General features: G+C 47.1%; 13 protein-coding genes and 1 pseudogene. 7 read left to right on the top strand and 7 right to left on the bottom strand.

Going from position 1 to position 18,148, the window contains the following annotated elements:
• Nucleotides 1–105 precede the first annotated feature (105 nt).
• Complete coding sequence (locus GLO7428_RS29340; RefSeq protein ID WP_015211475.1) at nt 106–621, top strand: hypothetical protein; 516 nt, start codon at nt 106–108, stop codon at nt 619–621.
• 63 nt (nt 622–684) lie between these two features.
• Here GLO7428_RS29340 and GLO7428_RS25640 read toward each other — a convergent pair whose 3' ends face one another.
• The 3 genes from GLO7428_RS25640 to GLO7428_RS25630 form a co-directional block, all read right to left on the bottom strand.
• A complete protein-coding gene (locus tag GLO7428_RS25640) occupies nt 685–996 on the bottom strand; it encodes a helix-turn-helix transcriptional regulator (protein WP_015211474.1) in 312 nt (103 codons plus the stop codon).
• Nucleotides 980–1,381: a type II toxin-antitoxin system RelE/ParE family toxin gene (locus tag GLO7428_RS25635; RefSeq protein ID WP_015211473.1), complete on the bottom strand. Its 402-nt coding sequence runs from the start codon at nt 1,379–1,381 to the stop codon at nt 980–982. The genes GLO7428_RS25640 and GLO7428_RS25635 overlap by 17 nt, the downstream gene beginning before the upstream one ends.
• 101 nt (nt 1,382–1,482) lie before the next feature.
• Complete coding sequence (locus tag GLO7428_RS25630) at nt 1,483–2,388, bottom strand: tyrosine-type recombinase/integrase (protein WP_015211472.1); 906 nt, start codon at nt 2,386–2,388, stop codon at nt 1,483–1,485.
• 699 nt (nt 2,389–3,087) lie between these two features.
• Here GLO7428_RS25630 and GLO7428_RS25625 point away from each other — a divergent pair.
• The 3 genes from GLO7428_RS25625 to GLO7428_RS25610 all read left to right on the top strand — a co-directional run bounded on the left by GLO7428_RS25625 (nt 3,088) and on the right by GLO7428_RS25610 (nt 7,342).
• The gene (locus GLO7428_RS25625) at nt 3,088–3,633 is read left to right on the top strand and encodes a hypothetical protein (RefSeq protein WP_015211471.1); all 546 of its coding nucleotides are present in this window, start codon (nt 3,088–3,090) and stop codon (nt 3,631–3,633) included.
• An 810-nt stretch (nt 3,634–4,443) separates the two neighbouring features.
• Nucleotides 4,444–5,661, top strand: a complete 1,218-nt coding sequence (locus GLO7428_RS25615; protein WP_015211469.1) for a hypothetical protein — start codon at nt 4,444–4,446, stop codon at nt 5,659–5,661.
• Between the two features lie 232 nt (nt 5,662–5,893).
• Nucleotides 5,894–7,342: a pentapeptide repeat-containing protein gene (locus GLO7428_RS25610; RefSeq protein ID WP_015211468.1), complete on the top strand. Its 1,449-nt coding sequence runs from the start codon at nt 5,894–5,896 to the stop codon at nt 7,340–7,342.
• A 38-nt stretch (nt 7,343–7,380) separates the two neighbouring features.
• Here GLO7428_RS25610 and GLO7428_RS25605 read toward each other — a convergent pair whose 3' ends face one another.
• The 3 genes from GLO7428_RS25605 to GLO7428_RS25595 are packed head-to-tail and all read right to left on the bottom strand — an operon-like array spanning nt 7,381 to nt 9,505.
• A complete protein-coding gene (locus GLO7428_RS25605; RefSeq protein ID WP_015211467.1) occupies nt 7,381–8,217 on the bottom strand; it encodes a DUF6753 family protein in 837 nt (278 codons plus the stop codon).
• Nucleotides 8,214–8,906: a mobilization protein MobD gene (locus GLO7428_RS25600; protein ID WP_015211466.1), complete on the bottom strand. Its 693-nt coding sequence runs from the start codon at nt 8,904–8,906 to the stop codon at nt 8,214–8,216. The genes GLO7428_RS25605 and GLO7428_RS25600 overlap by 4 nt, the downstream gene beginning before the upstream one ends.
• Nucleotides 8,907–8,917: 11 nt before the next feature.
• Nucleotides 8,918–9,505: a hypothetical protein gene (locus GLO7428_RS25595; RefSeq protein ID WP_015211465.1), complete on the bottom strand. Its 588-nt coding sequence runs from the start codon at nt 9,503–9,505 to the stop codon at nt 8,918–8,920.
• A 382-nt stretch (nt 9,506–9,887) separates the two neighbouring features.
• On the opposite strand from GLO7428_RS25595, the gene mobV reads away from it, so the two are divergent.
• The 3 genes and pseudogenes from mobV to GLO7428_RS25585 all read left to right on the top strand — a co-directional run bounded on the left by mobV (nt 9,888) and on the right by GLO7428_RS25585 (nt 14,590).
• Nucleotides 9,888–11,639: a MobV family relaxase gene (gene mobV, locus GLO7428_RS25590; protein ID WP_015211464.1), complete on the top strand. Its 1,752-nt coding sequence runs from the start codon at nt 9,888–9,890 to the stop codon at nt 11,637–11,639.
• A 63-nt stretch (nt 11,640–11,702) separates the two neighbouring features.
• Nucleotides 11,703–11,983, top strand: a pseudogene (locus GLO7428_RS29335) (IS5/IS1182 family transposase); the annotation flags it as partial.
• Between the two features lie 99 nt (nt 11,984–12,082).
• Nucleotides 12,083–14,590 (top strand): NACHT domain-containing protein, encoded by a 2,508-nt coding sequence (locus GLO7428_RS25585; RefSeq protein ID WP_015211463.1) that lies wholly within the window; start codon nt 12,083–12,085, stop codon nt 14,588–14,590.
• A gap of 199 nt (nt 14,591–14,789) precedes the next feature.
• Here GLO7428_RS25585 and GLO7428_RS25580 read toward each other — a convergent pair whose 3' ends face one another.
• Nucleotides 14,790–18,143 (bottom strand): Swt1 family HEPN domain-containing protein, encoded by a 3,354-nt coding sequence (locus GLO7428_RS25580; protein WP_015211462.1) that lies wholly within the window; start codon nt 18,141–18,143, stop codon nt 14,790–14,792.
• Between the last annotated feature and the right edge of the window lie 5 nt (nt 18,144–18,148).

The following is an 18,148-nucleotide window of genomic DNA, read 5'->3' as shown; positions in this document are numbered from 1 at the left end:
TAGGTTCCCAACTTGCTAACTTGCCAAAAAGTAGTAGCAAACGCATCATCTCCCTTGTAAGTAAAATATACTCAACAAAAAGTTGATACTAAGGCTGGGTAGTTGATGACACAGGCAGGAGAAACAAAAAGGCAGAACTTCAACGTGACACCGGAGCAAGAAGCGCAGATCGAGTGGTTGCGAGAAGCGCTCGGTGCGACCAGCGCCAAAGAAGCGATCCTTCGCGCTGTTTCTGTGCTATTTACCCTCAAGGAGTATACTCAGAAAGGATTCAAGGTAGCTTTAGTTAAACCAGACGAGCAAGTTGAATTAGTAATTCCAGGACTTCAGCCTCCTACACAGACGGAGTGGAAATATTTAGTCGAACGCCCGCATCCCTGGCGACGGCAACTCTATGTTAAAGGTCGGCGGTTACTCGCTGCTACCGTCTGGCAGGATATGCTCGTCAACGAGCTTTCCCTCGATGCAACAGCCGAGAACTTTGCTCTACCCGTTGATGCTGTGGTAGAAATTATTCGCTATTGCGAAGCCAATCAAGAACTGTTGCAGATGGAAGCCGACGAAGAGCGCCGTCGCCTGGAAGAAAAGGGAGTAACAATTGAGCCTACGCCTGCTCGTTGATGAAGACACCCAGGCGCGTTTGCTGGTAGAGATGCTGAGGGCTATTAACTGCTTACTGAAATCTTACACGTGTTGCTCTTGCTTGATTGGGGTGAGGTGGATCTCTAGCCGCTGATTCAGGGCGCGAGCAATTCGCTGGAGCATTGCCAAGGAGTGTCCCTCATAGTCAGCATCTTCCAGCCGTGCAACCACAGGCTGTTTGGTACCAATCAGATCGGCAAGCTGTTTCTGCGTCAATCCTGCCTTGGTTCTCGCTTCGTAGATCAGCTGCGCTACCTCCGCGTTGATGGCGGACTCTGCCACCATCTCCTGAAGCTCAGGGTTATTACGATTCATTTTCTCAATGATTTTCAGCGCGTCAGATGTCTTCGCCATCCTCTTCCTCCTCTATGTATGTATGAGCCTCTGGATTCTCCTCGAATAATTGCTTCCGCTTTATTGCCCGTTCAATATCAATTGCTGGTACTGCCTCTTCTTCTTTTGTAATGGCGTGTGCGAGTACTGCGACATTTTGCCCATGAAAGAAGTACAGGATGCGGTACTGCACGCGAATGTGCTTGGCTCGCAGCTCGTAGATGCCGGAGCGCAGGTAATCTGCTGCTGGTCGCCGCAACTCGTATCCTGCTGCCGCAAGTTGTCCTATTCGCGCCACGCAGTTAGCGTACCCTTTCCGGTTTTGTTTTAGTAGCTCTTCCAGCCATTCAAGAACGGGAACTTCCCCGCTCTCATCCTGGTAGAAAACAACTTGTGTTTCAGGCACAACCTACACCCTATTTATATCAATATTGTTATACTGCGTCAATGTAGAAAAAGCTCCTACTAGCGCAGAGCTTACCCGGACAATTTACTACTAAACTACTCCTACAACGGCAAGAACCGAGCCGAACTATCTTGGGGTCGGGCGTGGAGATAGCGCGAAGTCGTGGCAATACTGCTATGACCCAAGGTTTGCTGCACCAGATGAATTGGTGCGCCCCGGTCTAAAGAGTGACTAGCGTGGGCATGACGCAACCAGTGGGGAGACACCTTAGCATCTATCCCCGCGCGTTTCGCCGCCGCCTGGACAATTCGCATCACCTGAGAGCGCGTCAGATGTCCGCCTTGCTTGCGGGACTGGAACACGGGAGCATCGGCAAGAGCGTTACCGCGTAGGGCGGTTAACTCTTGCCAAATCGTTGCTGGCAGCAGTACCACTCGCGTCTTACTACCTTTGCCAAACACTGTTGCTTGCCCAGTGTCGCCCCGCCGAGTTAGATCGCGCCATTTCAAAGCGCACAGTTCGCTGACGCGCAGACCACCACCGTAGAGCAGGCGCAGCATTGCTCGGTTACGCTCTTTGGTTTCCAAAGCAATCATCGCTTGTACTTCCAACTCGGTTAAAATCCGCTCGGTCAATGTATCTTTAGCCTTTGGAGGACTCACGGACGCTCCGACGTTGGCACTTAATACCTCGATTTGATTCCCGAACTTTAGCAGGGACTTAACCGCTGAGAGCGTGGTGCGTTGAGTGTTAGCAGATAGGTTAGACTCTGCCAAGTGGGTAGCAAACCCCTGTACCTCTGCTAAAGTCACTAAGTGAAGGGGTTTGCTCACAAATTCTAGGAATCGCGTGGCAGCAAGCCGATAGGATGACTGGGTGTGCGGCGACTTCCCGTGCAGCCACATTGAGAGCAGCCGCTCTTGGGCATCGAGGGGCGACAATTCAGTTTGGGCAAAGGGAGTTCGTGCCGTCATCCCAAACGCAACACTAGATAATTTATGTTGCATTCATTGTAAGGCGAACCGTCACTTCCTGAGCGCGGAGTAACTGTCAAAGGCAAATTCATAGGCTCTTGGGCAGTGGGCTGGGAGCCTCAGATTTGAATTTCCCTCCTGCCAACCTTCGCTCCCCAGAAGAGGAATTAGATAAGACTTGCGTACAGCCCTAGTTCGTGCAGATACCAATTTCCTGTCTTCTTCCCGCTTTGAGTACGTCTCGAATCGAAAAGACGAAATTGGGATTGCTGCCGATTATCGGGATACCAGCCTTGTTTAATACTTTATTTATCTTCGGTGTAATACTCGTTCTCCCAGACTCCTGATTTGATTGTCTCGATGCTGCGCATAGTCGGTTTCTTGATAATACACGTGTATTACAAAGTAAATTACAAAACTCGGCTTCTGCGGTCTTATGAGAAAATACGTGCTCCTGCCAGGTAGTGGCGATGGGTGTGGTGCAAATTGCACCCCTAATATTCGTTATACGGATGAGCCTCAATTCTGGACGGGGAAAGCTTTTTGTGCAAAACAAAATATTTCTTGATATCGACTAGTGAAAAAACGTTCGGATTCACAGCTAACTCATAAAACTATATATAAGAGGGTACAAATTAGTACCATCTGTACAAGCTCAAATTATGAAGTTAGATAAACGCAATTCAAATGTCACTTGGAATCGGGAACCCAAGGGCAATGAGGTTGAAAACTATGACTGACAGCAGGAACACATTGCACGAAGCTTTTGACCACCTTTTTGAATCCTGCGAGGTGTTGACTGCTACTACTGACTACAGTAGGTTGCTTAAAATTTTGTCAACACCAGAAGCGCTATCGACTTTAACCGAAAATGATCCTTTAGCGAGTGCCAAGTTACGCGGTCTAGTCGTGAAACAACAGCTGCTGGAGGCGGAGGGCGGCTGTTTGTCGAGTAACCAGGTGGCATCCCTGCTAGGGATTACTCGTCAGGCAGTCGATAAGCGACGGCGCTCTGGGCAGTTAATTGGCTTACCCACAGGGAAAAACCGATTTGCCTACCCCGCGTGGCAATTTACCACCAAAGACACACTTCCAGGATTGGAGACTGTACTCCAGCATTTGCTCTTAAGCGACCCGTGGATGCAAACGGCGTTCATGCTCAACGGTAATTTGAGACTAAATGGGATGTCGCCGCTGGAGGCTTTGAGACAAGGCAAGTTCGAGCAAGTCGGGAAAGCAGCACAAACTTACGCAGAGCAAGGAGTGGCTTGCGGGTGACTACCAACTTAAGTCGCGTTAGTGGCAGTTTGCTCAGAGTCTACCTCTGCATCAATTAAGCTGCTGTCGGTAGGACTGTTGTAGACTATCTGTCATTATTGATTTGTCCTCACGTCAAGCAAGAGGGCGAACGCCAGGGAAATGATCTAGAATCCTTACTCCTGGTAGCGATGCTATTTGGCATACACATTTAATGCTTTTAAAAAGCGTGTTAAATTTGAGTTTGAAAATTATTAGGAAGTGCGTATAATGGGTAAAAAAGGACAGAAAGGCTATCGAGGTCAACCGGACATGTACGACGAGGTGAAGGGTCGCTACAACATGACTTTGACACCCACGGCGGTCAAAGGTCTGGATGCTCTAGCGTCATCAATGAATCTGTCCCGTTCCGAGCTAGTTGAACAGTTTGGGCGAGGTAAGATCTCAATCCTCACCCCTGCTGTGGCTCACCAGCTGGGAAAGCCCTGGAGTACCTCATCGCCCTGGCTACTGACGAACTGTTAGGTCAAGGGATGTTTGAGGGGAAAAAAGCAAAAGGAGCCAAGGCTACGCTCCTGCGTCAGCAAATTGCTGAGTGGGAGAGCATCCGAGACTCCCTTTTGGAAGAAACTTAATTCAATATCGACGTAATGGTAGCGGATGCCAATACTCAAACGGTGCCACTAAGCCTGGAAAACTTAACACCGGACTGAGTTAAAGGTATACGGATGGAGGCAGAGCCGCTAGTTTCATAGTAGCAGTGTCTACCTGTAACAGCAAACGCCTCTTCCCCGCTCCACGCCGCAAATTAAGCCGGATGGAGGCAAAATCATGACTGTAGCAGCAGAAACTACCTGGAATAAACCCGCTTTAGACCGCCACGCCCACGTCAGCCAAGCATTGGCAGAGATCCTTGAAGAAGCGCCCAAAGCAGCGATCTCGCTGTGCAACTATCTGTTCCGAGTTTGCATCGATGGGAAGTTTGAGGAGATCGAGCTTTACAGTCTTCCCCTGGGCGCGAACCGCACGACAGAGAAACGCTCTGGGCGACCGTATGCCAAAAACACGCTTCGGGAAGCGCTAAAAATCCTTGTCCGTTTAGGGCTGGTAATTATTGACAAGAGCTATGGTAAAGGAGTATTTCGCCTGACGATTAGCCACCCTGGTAAAAAACGCCCGTTTGAGCGTGTCAGAAATTTGACGACTCGAACCAAAAAACGATCATCCGAGCAAAAAATTGACCAAATAGGGGCGTCAAACGACGTAAACTCGTTCGCTATTACAGAGGAAATCAATAAGAAAGCAGAGCAAGCTGCTGCCACTAGAATTTGTTTTTTTGAAAAAAAAGAAACAGCTACCAGTACCGAGGATGAGTTTTTACCTACGGTGGGAGTTGAACTGCGAGGCGCAGAAAATTACCAGGACAATGACGCTCAATCTCAGATAGTCAATACGGAAGCTGAAGCGATCTGCGCCAGTATTCGTGAAGTCATGCCGCTTAATCCGCAACTCAAAGCCCAAGCGTTGAAATACACGCTGACTCAGGTACAGGCAGCGCTCTCACTCTACCAAGAACGTTGCCAGAAGAAACCGATTCCCAACCCTCAAGGCTTTCTGACCGATTGCTTACGCGGTCAGTGGTGGACGGAAAAACGGGACAACACGACCTCCTTTGTGCAGTATCCGCCGGAGTTGGTGAGATGGTATGAGTGGGCAAAAGAAGCGGGAATCGTTGACGGGCGACCGCTCCAGCACTGCCCCGGCGCTACAACTCGTGGCGGCGTTGAGCAATTGCAAGTTGTCATCCCCATATCGCCCAAAGAATTCCGACCAAGCGATATTGTGCCGTTCCGGTATCTCCACTGGCGAGAAGCGATGGCACTTTACCCATTGGAGGATGTGACTGCCGGACAAACTGACGCAGCGCCTGATGAGCCAACACCATCCGAGATGGATCTGGAAGCGTATTACCAAGTGATGGAAGACTATGAACCCGACCCGGAAATCCAGCGATTGATTCAGGAGAGTTTGGGACAGCACGGGGTCTAGTGACAATTTGAAAAGCGAGAAGGCAAGTCCAGGCGTTGCCGAGTGCTGGAGCCGGATAACTTATAAAAAATGGGATTTAAGCAAGTAATAGGAGTAATGAGAGCAAAGCTGTAATCAAGTGCCAAGTAGCCCATTAACCTTGCATTAGACCTCATACGGTGTAGCCTCATTGTCGGCAGATAAAGCGCTAGGCTATACTTCGGCAACAATCAAACCAACGGACTTGTGCTAAATGGCAAATGAGGAACATCTTGCTCTACTTAGGCAAGGGGTAGAGGTTTGGAATAAATGGAGAGAGAATAACTCAAAAGCAGAGATTGACCTCAGTGGAGCTAACCTCAGAAAAGCAAACCTGAGGGATGCTAACTTCCGCCAGGCAAACCTCAGGAAGGCTGACCTCAGTGGGGCTAACCTTGTACGGGCTGCTTTCTTAGAAGCTGACCTTAGCGAGGCTAAACTGTCTCTAGCTGACCTAAGTTGGGCAACTTTCAGAGGCACTAATCTCCGCAAGGCTAAACTCAGAGGCGCTTTTCTAATAAAGACTGAGTTCTACCAAGCTAACCTTAGTGAGGCTAAACTCAGCAAGGCTAGATTTTCTATGGCACTCATCGTTGCATCAAATCTTAGCAGAGCCATTCTTAAGAACACTGTTTTTATCGATACTAACCTCGGTGCATCAAACCTCAGCCAAAGCAACCTTAGGAAAACGCAACTCATTAGAACTCAGGTACTAGGTACTAACTTTAACAAGGCGATACTTACGGGTGGCTCTTTAGTAGATTGGCATACTAACAACGAAACAAACCTTGATGACGTGATTTGTGAATACGTTTACCTGAAGCATAACCAACAGGAACGCCGCCCCAGCAGTGGAAACTTTACGCCGGGAGAGTTCACCAAGCTATTACGAAAGGCTCTCGACACTGTTGACCTGATTTTCAGCAATGGCATTGATTGGAGGGCGTTTCTCACCTCTTTTCAAAAGCTAAAAGTTGAGTGCGGCGGCAATGAGCTATTCATTCAAGCCATTGAGAACAAGAATGATGGTGCTTTCGTTATCCGGGTAAACGTTCCTCCTGACGCGAATAAGGAAGATATTGAGAATTACCTGAAGCGAGAGTATGAATATGCACTCAAAGCCTTAGAGGAGAAATACCGATACCAGAGCCAAGCTAAGGATGAGCTGTTGGCAGATTATCGTCAGCGGAATACAGACCTAACAGAGATTGTTAAGCTAATGGCTGCTAGACCTATTAGTAATGTTATTGAAGTTACAGCCAAAGCTGAAAGTGAGTCTACGTCAGAAACTTCTAAATACAACCTGAGCAGTGCCAAATTCGGTGGTGGCTTCGCCGGAGATCAAGGAACTCAGATAGGTGGCACTCTAAATGACTACTCATCAAATCTTGACTACTCATCAAAGCAAAGCCTAGCTGAAGCAGCAGCAGCGATTCAGCAACTTTTGACTCAACTGCAAACTCAGGGACATAACTCAGAGGAAGCCCAGCAGCAGATTGCTAAAGACTTGGCGGAGCAGGCACAGAGTAACCCAACAGTTATGGGCAAACTTATCGGGTGGGGAAAAAGTTTAGGTGATGCCGCAGCTAAAACCACTGTAAGTGAAGCAGCAAAAGAGGTTTTTAAGTTGGCACTGGGATTATCAGGAGTACCACTGCCATGAGGCTCATTGGGTCAAACCCTCTGAGGGGTGATTCTCCATTACTTTCTTTCTTCTGGCGGCACAATCCAAACCGTACATTTAGGATTATTATCTTTTTGGCACTTGACAATCCGCTCGATATTCCATTCCACCAAGTTGCGCCCCAAGACATTAACCGAATCATTATACTTAAGCGACATCGCCCACCAGCCACCGCCCGCACCAATCAACAATACAATCACCAAAGCAGCCAGCGGCGAAAACCAATCAGCAAATTTAATCCAAGTTATATTCTGCTGAAGCACCTTAAGAGCTAGATGCGAAGAATTAATCTGCGCACTCGCCGTCTCCAGCCCCCCAGTTGTCTGCCCAATTCGCCCCAACAAAACTTTCAAAACATCTTCATTTGTGCGCCTGTCCGCTTCAACGCTCGTGCAAAGTGCCACGACTTCATCCTTCAATTCCTCCACGCTTTGTGTTGCCAGTCGTGCTTGCGATAAGGTTTCGCTATTCGCGGCGGCGATTGCCGAAGTTGTCGCCATCCCCGCCTCTTTAATCCCCTTGACATACCCATTAGCAACACTCTCAAGCGTCTTCTTAAGAGTATTAGCTTGTTGCTGTTGCGTTGCCTTGACTTGTGTAATCGCCTGTTGAATCTCTACAAGGCTACGCGCTGAAGTCGAGCGCCAATCATGCAAAAGTTTCGCCAAATCAGCCGGAGCCGCTTCGAGCAAAACTCGCATCTGTCCAGTCAAAGCCAGCACCAGAAACATCGGGTCAGATGAATCAAGTTCACTCACCTCCAGAATCTCATACACCCTAGCCTTAACTTCAGGCGACTCGGCTGCTAAACAAATATCTAAGACTTCTTTAGCCTTTTGACTTAACTTTTTCACTTAAAAGCCCCCGTAGAGTCAAAAGCTGCATAAGCGCTCTTTAAGAAATTAGCTATCCGTTGTTGACTTAAAATCCCAAACTCTTTAGATTCCCGTGCTTCCGCAAAACTCAGTCGTTTCTGGTCAATAATATTTCTTTCTTTATAAGACAACTTTGGAAAATCTATAATCTTAACCTTATACTTTTTTATTATTTTTTGTATTTGCATATCTTCATCAACGTGTTCCCAGTCATCACACACCCCCCAGTTTCTCACCAAGATATGCTGCATTTTAGAGTCATAACTCGTTAATGACTGAGTAAATAAGTTGAGACTGTCATAGCCACCATTACAGACAAACCAATTACAAAACCTCACCCCATGCTCAGCACCCAACTCCAATAAGTGATTCCTCTCAATCCAGTTTTTAACTGCTCGGTGAGACTGAGCCGCTAAATTGACAATTACTGGCTTCTCCATCGCCATTTCAAAGATTCTATCTGCAAGGTCTGCCTGTTTTTCATTCTCAGTGAATACAGCATATTGACATAACCCCTTATACACCCCAGCTACATCAGGGTTAGACCTATCTGTTTCTACCGCTACAAACGGCTTATTTTTATCCAAGTGATACTGAATCTGCGTCCGTACTACGAGAGACTTACCTACCCCGCCTTTTTCCCCACCCCCCACATGAATGGTTGCCATAAGCTGTTACCTTAATACTGGTTAAACTCACTCGACAAATCTGGATTTGAGCTAGTAACTTTTCTTGACTTACTTCTAGCAGGCTTTCTATTACTTTGCTGATTCTCTTCTAATCCTGGTTGATTAATTTCTTGATGTAATTTTACTCCGTCTTTTATAAAATTTCTTGTGTCACTCGCTTTACTCGTTTGCTGATTTTCTTCACTTGCTACTTTTGAAAAGCTTTCTACAGTCTTGTCTTGTTTCTGTGTCTCATCCTCAACAGATGTTATTTTCTCTGTTTCTGGGACTTTAGGAGAACTTCGCTTATTCCCTAACTTGATTCCTCGCTTTCCTTTCGCTGTTTCTTTCTTGCTTTCTGTTAAATATTGTTTCAGAGTGGCTGCGGAAACTAATATCCCTTGTTCTTCGAGTAAATCAGATAAGTCTTGATAACTATACCCCTTCTTCAAAGCACTTGTAAGTTTATCCCGCAGAAAGTAAATACTCTCGCGTAGTGTTAGCGCTTCTTTTTCCTTCTCTTCCAGTTGCTCCAGCTTTACTAACGTGGCTTCTAACTTCTCAAAGCTAATTTTCTGGTTTGGTTTAGCACTTGCCATTTTCAAGTCTCCTACCAATATTCTTACTATTCTTAATACACGCATAGTGCCATAACTAGCGGTAAGTGCAGTAAGATTTCTTCATTACTTAGTCAAACTTCTCAATCGCCATATTCAACTAGGCTGAGTTCTGTCCCCAATTCTCTTTCCCAGGAGCGCCGTTTGTCTTGACTCCCTCGGAGCTACTGCTAGACCTTCAGTAAGTAATTTATATTGTGATGACTCACTCCACAATTTTGCCCCAAAGGGGTCGCTGCGCTCAAAATTGTTCCATTCGCCCTCCGGGGGTACACCCAGACTCGCGTGCGAGCCATAGCTTTGGGGTTACATCCCGCAGGCGCGTGCGCGGCATAGATAGTAGTATAGCTGCTGGGAAAGAAGCATGGCATACGGGATTTGTCGAATTCAAAAGCTCAAAGCAGGTGCAGTCGGGAGGTCGGCAAAACACACTAGCCGAAAACAAGAAACGCCCAACGCCGACCCAACTCGTCAGCACATCCGCATTATCGGAGAACCAGATAGCCCCGACGCTCCAGACCTAGAAACTCTAGTGCGGCAGCACATTGGCAATCAAACGATTCGTAAGAATGCTGTCCTTGCCGTCGAGTTTTTGTTGACCGCTAGCCCCGAATACTTTCGTCCTGATCACCCAGGGTTAGCAGGATACTATGAGCAAAAGAGACTTGAAGACTTTCAGCATCATGCCTGTGCATGGCTGCTCAATCGCTACGGCGAACGCATTGTCCGAGCCGAACTTCACCTAGACGAATCCACGCCACATATTCACGCCTATCTGGTGCCACTGGATGAGAAAGGGAAGCTCAACTGTAGAGCATTACTCGGTGGGAGTCGCTATCGCCTATCTGAACTGCAAGATGATTTCGCCACTGCAATGGCACCCTTGGGACTAGAGCGCGGCATCAAAGGCAGCCGTGCCAAGCATACAGAAATCAGTAAATATTACGCCGCTATTCATTCCTCACCGGATGCTACCCTCGACATCTCCGCAATGCAGCAGCTTGTTGCCGACCGTCAACGCGCAATCAATGACAGCGCACAGATGGAGCAGACTTCTAAGTCACTGGCAAGAGAGTTAGAACGCTCAAAGCTGCGAGTCCTTGAACTAGAACGCCTGGCACAAGCAGCCGAACAAAACGCACGGGTCTGGAAAAACAAATATCAGGAGCTAGCAGATAAAGTTCGAGATATTCCACTCGAACAAGTTACCTACGAACTAGGTTTAGACCCCGACCCCAAAGACAAGCACAAGTGGCAGCACGAAAACCACATTATTAATATTACAGGTAGCAAGTTTTATGACTGGCAGCACCTCAAGGGAGGTGGCGGTGCAATTGACTTAGTAATGCACGTCAACGCTTGTAACTTTAAAGTTGCAGTAGCGTGGTTAAACGACCGCTTTGGCGAACGAGCAACGCTTGAGGCGGTTAGTTATCAAACACGAGCGATTATTCAAACCGAACCCGTTCCTCAATTCACTCCACCCGTCCCCGACGAAAGCAAATGGCAGGTAGTGAAAACCTATCTGACTCGCGAACGCAGATTGCCAAGTAGTTTAGTAGATAATCTGCATGACTCTGGATTGATTTATGCAGATGACAAACAAAATGTGGTGTTTATTCGTCGCGCTTTGGATAAGGAAACAATCACTGGTGCAACACTACGAGGTACAGCCGGAGTCGAGAATACTTTTAAAGGGTTAGCGCTTGGCTCTAAACGAAGTGCTGGATGGTTTCACTTCAAAAGAGGTGGACAATCAGAAGATCCAATTCAACGAGCAGTATTGGTTGAGTCGCCGATTGATGCGATGTCGTTTGCGGTGTTAGACCGTACCGACTCGCGCAAAACAATTTATTTATCTACGGATGGTGCGGGTCAGATTCCGGTTCAATTTTTACGGACGCTACCGAATAAATCAGTCATCGTTGCTTATGACAATGACCAGCCTGGTAATTTGATGGCGCTTCGGGTAATGGAGCAGTTGCCCAATGCTGTACGCAAGAACCCAAAAGCTAAAGACTGGAACGAAGAGCTAAAAAATATGTTTAATCTGGAGCCACAGCAACAGCAGCAGCGAGAGTCCGAACGGAAGACTAGCCGAGGATTTAGTCTGTAGGTTTGAGGTACCAAATGCTACTGGACTATGCATAAGTTTTAGCGATTGCATGGCACTTAGATTCTTATTTGGGCGGACACTGGCTATCAAGACCAGTTGGTAGAATTGGTGAAGGCTTATGTCAGCTGGGGGTTGGAGATTGTCCGGCACTGTGACGACATCAAGGGTTTTCAACTACTGCCACGGTGTTGAGTGTTGGAGTGGACTTTTGGTTAGGTCGGCATTGACGGCTGAGCAAATACTATGAATACCTGCATGCTAGTTTAGAAGCATTCATCTATGCTGCAATGATTCGGATGATGCTCAGGCGGCTGGCTTCAATTTTAATTCCAAACCCATTCTAGAAACAAACACGATAAAGGCAAGCGCTTGTTCCAAGCCGTTACAAATAGGGCAAGCGCACTGGTTATACTGGTAGCCAACAAAACTACGCGGATGCGAGTATGATGGTGGACTGGTTAGCTGTCTGGGGAGTTGCTAACGCCGTTGGGTTTGTTTTTAAGCCCATTTTGGAAGAACTGACAAAAGACGCAGCAAAAGATTTTGTCAAAGATTTCTTCAAAGATTCGCTTAAACACGTTCTGCTACGCGAAAAAGATCCTCGAACAGTTGCTAGTGGTAAAGCTATCAAGGACTTTTTGCAACTGGTGCAGCAGGAGTTGAAGTTTCGTAGACTACCTGAAGCTGAAATTAAGCAATACACCAACGCACTCAAGCAATTTATTGACAACAAGTCTGTTAAAGAAATACTTAGTAAGGGTTTTGATACTGATTGTGATTCTCTAGATGCTAAAACTCTAGAAGACACTTGGAATAGTCTTCATTTACCACCTCTGCCGCCTAAGTTTAATTGGCAAGCAATTACGGATCAGTATCTCAGAAAAGTTCAAGAACTTCTCTGGGAGTCAGAAGATTTACGAGCTATTCTTGATTCACAAAATCTAGAAAGTATTAAGAAAACTAATGAAGAAATTGCTGGAATTATACCAGATTTTGACTTGAAACGCTATCGGGAAGGAATTCAAGAGCAATACGGCAATCTCAAATTAGAGAGTTTAGATACAAGTGGTTATGCTTATAACGAATTGAAATTATGGCGAATGTTTGTGGTGCAGAATGTGCGTGAAATGCATCAGATTTTGCCACAGATCCACGAAATTCCTAAAGAGCATCAAAAACGTCTAAGAGAAAGTAACCAACTAGAAGCAAAAATCTCTCCAGAGGAGTTAGAACGCTACAAAGAAATTTATCATCAACAACCAATCCGCTCAGTATTAGAGATTGTTGAAGACAGGGTAGGGGCATACGGTATTGTAGGGGCGCAGGGTCGTGTGCCGCTACGTACGACGATTTTGGGCGATCCAGGCTCTGGAAAGTCCACCTTGCTACAATATCTAGCGCTAAAGTGGGCAGAGCAGCCGCTTAAAGATTTATCTTTGCAGCCAATTCCTTTGCTAATTGAGTTACGCACCTATATCCGTAACTGGGACTGCCAGCAATGCAAGGATTTTCTAGAGTTTTTCCATCAAGGCAGTGGCATCGTTTGTCGTCTCAATCAACATCAACTGCATGAAAGGCTAGAAGCTGGTAATGCCATCGTTATGTTTGATGGTTTAGATGAGGTGTTCGATTTAGGAAAACGAGAAGATGTAATTAAAGATATTATTCGCTTCACTAATGACTATCCCAAAGTGCGAGTAATCGTGACTTCTCGTGTAATTGGCTACAAGTTTCAAGCCCTGCGAGATGCCGAATTCCGTCACTTCATGCTGCAAGATTTAGAGTCAGAACAAATTAAGGACTTTATTAATCGTTGGCATGATTTAACTTTCAAAGATGAGGCTGACAAAGTTAGAAAACGCGAACGCCTGCAAACAGCAATTGACTCATCCTCATCGATTCGAGAACTGGCTGGAAACCCCTTGCTGCTAACAATGATGGCGATTCTCAACCGCAATCAGGAATTGCCACGCGATCGCCCAGAACTCTATAACCAAGCATCGCGAGTACTTCTGCATCAATGGGATGTAGAACGAGCTTTGGTGGAAGATCAGAGGCTAGATCCTAAAACAATTGACTATAAAGACAAGCAGGCGATGTTACGTCAGGTTGCTTACTATATGCAAGCCAATGAGAAAGGTTTAGCTGGCAATTTGATTAGTGACGATGAGTTAAAAACAATCTTGACTGATTATTTGAAAACTATAGAAGTCAGTGACGCTAGAGCCGTTGCTAGGTTGATGATTAATCAACTGCGGACTCGTAACTTTATTTTGTGTTTCATGGGTGCAGATTACTACGCCTTTGTGCATCGTACTTTCTTAGAATACTTCTGTGCCTGGGAGTTTGTCTGGCAATTTGAGAAAGAACGAAAAATTTCGATAGAACAACTGAAAACAGAAGTCTTTGGCAAACACTGGCAGGATGTAGATCAATCTTGGCACGAAGTTCTACGTTTAATTGTAGGAATGATCGGTGAAAGGTTTGCAGGCGAAATAATTGATTATCTTCTTAACGAGGATGAACTAGATGGTGAAATTGAATATTTTAATAACGTTTTGTTTGCAGCTGATTGTCTTTCAGAGGTAAGAAATAAAGCTGCGATCTCACCAACGGCTAATAGGCTACTGAACAAGTTAAAGGGTTTAGTTGAGGAACGAGATTGTGATGAACTACTTACATTAGGAGAGTTCACAGAAATCACCCGTGTTCGCAATCAAGCCGTTGTTGCGATTGCAACAGTCTGGAAAGATCAGCTTGACACCTTTCTTTGGCTTAAGACATGCGCTCACGATGAAGATGCATTTGTGCGACAAGTAGCAGTGCAAGAGCTAGCTAGAGGTTGGAGAGATTACCCTGAAACCTTAACCATTCTCAAAACTCTAGCTCAATCTGATGCTGAGGCATTTGTGCGACAAACCGCACAGGAAGGACTAGCTAGAGGTTGGTAAGATGAGCGTTGATAGTAGGACAGTTAAGCAGGCTTGCGAATGAAGCCTACTTCAACTGATAACGAGTAACGAAATACTGGAAATGATAGGCTTTTATAACCATTGATTTGCTTAACGACCAAAATTTCTCCATTGCTACACAAAGGCGAGCGTGACTACTAATCAATCGATGGCGGTTGTGAATGATGATACAGAATCATTATTCGTCATCAAATTCTTGAGTTGTAAATTTCAAAACTCGACAGTTCTCGGTAACGGTACGAACCACATTGTCAGGCGCACCATCTGGGATTCTCACTTGAACTTCTAGAGTAATCTCGACTTCTGCGCCTACCAAGCTAGTGAAGTGTTGAATGACTTCATCAGCTATCTGTCCGGCATCGCGCCGTAGGCGCAAAGCATCTAACTGAATTGCTCCATAGAAACGTTTTGGTGGGGCTGCATGAGAGGAAATAGGTGATGGGTCATAGATACCTGTTTTTTCCGCTGTTCCTGGTCTTTTACGTCCTATTCCCTGTTCCTGGTCTTTTACCTCGCGTTCTCCGTTCCCTACGTCTTCAATTTGTGGTGTCTGAATTGTTATTGTTGTAGCAGCGGCTCTATCTGCTTCAAACTGCCGTTGCGCTATTTCTGGCTTCACAATTAGACATTGACTGCTGAGGGTAGCATTAATGTGCTTGCCTGCTGTTAAGCCCAGGTAACGTCCTTTGGATTCATCCCAGCTATTAGCGTAAGCAAAGTTTTCATGCCAAAGTAATTCTGCTACTCCCGACTCCACAGCTTGCTGTAACACCTTTTCGTCGCGCAGGCGCGGCAAGTACAAGTAGTACGCTAGATACTCCCACAGCTTCTTGAGGTCGAGGTGGTTAACATCCCGCCATAGATAAGGGTCGAGCGCTTCCAGGCAAAGACGGCTGGCAGCATAGTTAGTCATTAAATGTTCCTCGTGTACCGCTTTGCGACTCGCTTGTAATATCGGTGAGTCTGATGAGTGCAGCCGAATTTCCTGCCACTCAATTGCCTCGTGGGGGTCATGTTGCGTCGGTACGATGAGCCAAATATAAGCTTCCTGAATTAAACTTCTCACATCTTTGTCAGTTTGCTGTTGTTTGGTCGTCGCCTGATTGCTTTGAAATACGTCCAGATTCAGGGCTTCCTTATCGCGCACAATCGAGTCCCAGGCGAGGTATTGGCAAACCGACTGTTCTAAAAGTTCGAGTTTAGCCTTGTCGGGTGCGAGGAATAGCAACATATTTTTGCAGTATCGGGGACTCGCCCCTTTATGTTGTAGAATTTCTTCGGCTCTAGTGCGGGCTGGAGTCTCAGCTTCTTTACTTTTATGCGGATACTGCGGTCCTAGGACAACCAACCTGACAGCCATTTCATCAGGCACGTCAGCACTCGAGTCGGGGGCTATGTGAACTCCCGCAAATTCACCGCGTTGCTTGTCAGCCTTTAATCTGCGGGTAATTTCATCCCACACTTTATCCCGATCCTGTTGGTCAGCGCGGTCTTGCGCGAGGCGGGTGACGCTAGGTTGAGTCGAGAACCAGTAGCGACTGCCATCAACGTAGAGGTGTGTCGCTTGGTCTGTGAGGCGGCGCAAAGCATCGCCAAAAGTCGCTACGCTTTCTCCTGGTTGGACGCAACCAAGTTTAATCCGCCGGTCTTCTAAGCCGCGATTGGCTGCCCGCAGCGTAGGCGCGGAACCGAGGTAAATCGTACGCGCGACGCGGCGACAGGCAGAGTAACGTCCTAGGTTGGGATTTTGGCGATCTCCGGCTAGCGGCAGCGAATTCTCTCCGTCTACGTCTTTTTCGATGACTGGAACCCAGTGGTCTTCGAGGTAGCGAGTTAACTCCGCTTGCACCTGTCCGTCATCCATCGGCACGTTGGCAGGCATAATCAACAAACTCTTGTCCTGTTCCTCCCACAACGTATGAATCACCTTTGCCATTAACCGGAGGACACCGCGCGTGCGTTGAAACTTGTCTAAGCTCGACCAGTCGGTGTAAAGTCGGTCAAACAGTTCGGGATGGATGGGATAGGCATTTTCTAATCGCCGCTTGTAACTAACTTCGCGGCAATCGCTAGGAAATTCCTGTGATTGGGTTTGGTACATTTCCCCAAAAGCGCGGATGACCGCATCGCGGGCAACAAAGGCACTTTGGTCGGTAATCGGTTGAAACAACCGCCGCCGCACAATTTCAAAGCTTTCGTCAGCACTTGCGGGACGCCAAGGTGATTCGACTCTGCCAATCGCGTTTTTTAAGCGGTCCAAGGCTTGTTTGCCGCGATCTCCGCCAATTTCGTTATCAGAAGCCGGAATACTCACGACTAGCAAAGTTCGTTCGGCATTTTTGGCGGACTCGCTCAAAGTTTGAGCAAAGGTAAAGTGCGTGTCAAAGCTGCCCCCTGGCAAGTCATTCTTTTCATGCAGTTGGCGGGCGTAAGCTACCCATTCATCGATGAGAATCAGGCAGGGCGCATAACGGTTAAATAACAGTCGCAGCGTATCGCCAGGGTTAGTTGAGGTTTCGTCGGCTTGGCGCAGCATCGCGTAGCCTTCTTTACCACCCAACTGCCAAGCTAATTCACCCCAAAGTGTCCGCACAACCGTACCATCTTTTTTACGTTGGGGCTGACCTGGAGAAATTTTATTGCCTACCAAAACCGCCGTGTTGACTTTTGCAGGAGGCATGATACCTGCTGCTTCCAGTACGGGTTCTAATCCTGGTAGCTGGGACGCAGGGACTCCCATGAATAGGTGATACAGGGCAAGCATGGCGTGGGTTTTACCGCCACCGAAGTTGGTTTGCAGTTCGATGACAGGATCTCCGCCCTTGCCAGAAAGACGCACTAAAGCATTTGTCAGCAGTTGCTTGAGTCCTTCCGTGAGGTAGGTGCGGCGGAAAAACTCGGTGGGGACGCGGTATTCATCCGAACCTTCGTCTAAGTAAACTTGCCAAAGGTCGGCGGCAAATTCGGCTTCTTGGTAGCGACCGGAGGCAACATCTTGGTGCGGGGTGACAATTTCGCGCCAGGGTTTTAAACCGCCTGTAGGACTGCCTTCGAGGGGTTGGAGTGTAGCGCGGCGAGTTTCACGACGCGCCTGTTCGGTGAAGCGTACCCGCAGAAGTTCTTGTTTTTGTTTGTCAACTTCATCGGCTTCGGGTGCAGAAATGGCGGTGAGCAAGCGCGAGACGCTATCGAGGGCGCGGTAGGCATCGTCTGTCGAAAAGGGATCGTTGTGCGCCCAACAGTTGCGCGTTACCTTTAACTCCCCAATTAAATTTTTTTCTGCATTGCCCAGAGTCTGTCTAAATATATCGTTCCACAGTTTCAACACCAGGTTGAGTAGTTCTGAGATATCCTGCTTCAGGATTTGCTGGACGCTGCGCCGCAAGGTACGGTCTTCCGAGACAAAAGGGGTAGCAGCGACTAACCACTTATCACCTTTTACGGAACGCATTTCTCGTTCTACAAAAGGATATAAGCCATCTTTAAGCAGATCTAAGGCTCTGCCAACTCGTTCGCGGTTACTAATTGTCATAGAAA

Source organism: Gloeocapsa sp. PCC 7428 (genome assembly GCF_000317555.1).
GTDB lineage: Bacteria > Cyanobacteriota > Cyanobacteriia > Cyanobacteriales > Chroococcidiopsidaceae > Chroogloeocystis.
Note: the sequence above shows the minus strand (reverse complement) of the source record. Positions and strands in the feature narration are given on the sequence as shown.

Bases quoted from the DNA above. Each gene is read 5' to 3' on its own strand.
- GLO7428_RS29340 (WP_015211475.1), top strand. From the start codon at position 106: ATGACACAGGCAGGAGAAACAAAAAGGCAGAACTTCAACGTGACACCG.
- GLO7428_RS25640 (WP_015211474.1), bottom strand. From the start codon at position 996: ATGGCGAAGACATCTGACGCGCTGAAAATCATTGAGAAAATGAATCGT.
- GLO7428_RS25630 (WP_015211472.1), bottom strand. From the start codon at position 2,388: ATGCAACATAAATTATCTAGTGTTGCGTTTGGGATGACGGCACGAACT.
- GLO7428_RS25625 (WP_015211471.1), top strand. From the start codon at position 3,088: ATGACTGACAGCAGGAACACATTGCACGAAGCTTTTGACCACCTTTTT.
- GLO7428_RS25615 (WP_015211469.1), top strand. From the start codon at position 4,444: ATGACTGTAGCAGCAGAAACTACCTGGAATAAACCCGCTTTAGACCGC.
- GLO7428_RS25610 (WP_015211468.1), top strand. From the start codon at position 5,894: ATGGCAAATGAGGAACATCTTGCTCTACTTAGGCAAGGGGTAGAGGTT.
- GLO7428_RS25600 (WP_015211466.1), bottom strand. From the start codon at position 8,906: ATGGCAACCATTCATGTGGGGGGTGGGGAAAAAGGCGGGGTAGGTAAG.
- GLO7428_RS25595 (WP_015211465.1), bottom strand. From the start codon at position 9,505: ATGGCAAGTGCTAAACCAAACCAGAAAATTAGCTTTGAGAAGTTAGAA.
- mobV (WP_015211464.1), top strand. From the start codon at position 9,888: ATGGCATACGGGATTTGTCGAATTCAAAAGCTCAAAGCAGGTGCAGTC.
- GLO7428_RS25585 (WP_015211463.1), top strand. From the start codon at position 12,083: ATGATGGTGGACTGGTTAGCTGTCTGGGGAGTTGCTAACGCCGTTGGG.
- GLO7428_RS25580 (WP_015211462.1), bottom strand. From the start codon at position 18,143: ATGACAATTAGTAACCGCGAACGAGTTGGCAGAGCCTTAGATCTGCTT.